Annotated in this window: 1 pseudogene; it reads right to left on the bottom strand. The window is 59.2% G+C overall.

Annotated features, from left to right (window positions below):
• A pseudogene (locus ACR0JF_RS23410) lies at positions 1–549 on the bottom strand (hypothetical protein); the annotation flags it as partial.

Genomic DNA, 549 nt, shown 5'->3' with positions numbered 1-549 from the left:
GAACATCGCCGGTTGCGATGGTACGCTCAAACTCCTTCGGTGCAGCAGGGCCAAGGCCAATCACGGCCATATGGTCGCCTTCCTGCAACCGGTACAGTCCGATCTCTGGCCCATAGTATTGTGCTTCGAACCGACCGGGAGAAACTTCTTCCAAGGTGATTTCCAAAGTCTCGCCATTCGGGCGCGTCACCGTCACTGGCCCAACCTCATCTTCAAGCGTCTGGCGAATGATGCGCATCGATTGCCCGTTGGCCTCGGCCCACAGCGCCTCTTCTTCCAATTCGGGTTCCTTCATCATCCAATGGGCCAGCCTGCGCAGCAGTTCCAACTGCGGGCCACCACCTTCAAAACCGCGGCTCCACAGCCAAGCGTGGTCGGAGGCCAGCATCGCAACGCGCCCCTCGCCAACGCGATCCAGAACCAGCAGCGGGCGTTCTTCAATACCTGTCATTAAAACCTCGCCCGAGCGGTGATTCACGTCAATCTGACGCAACCACGCCCCCCAATCCTCGGAATCGCCCAGATTGGTTGTCACCGGATGACGTTGCC

Source organism: Ruegeria sp. BG11 (assembly GCF_056538565.1).
This window is presented reverse-complemented; position numbering and strand designations above follow the sequence as displayed.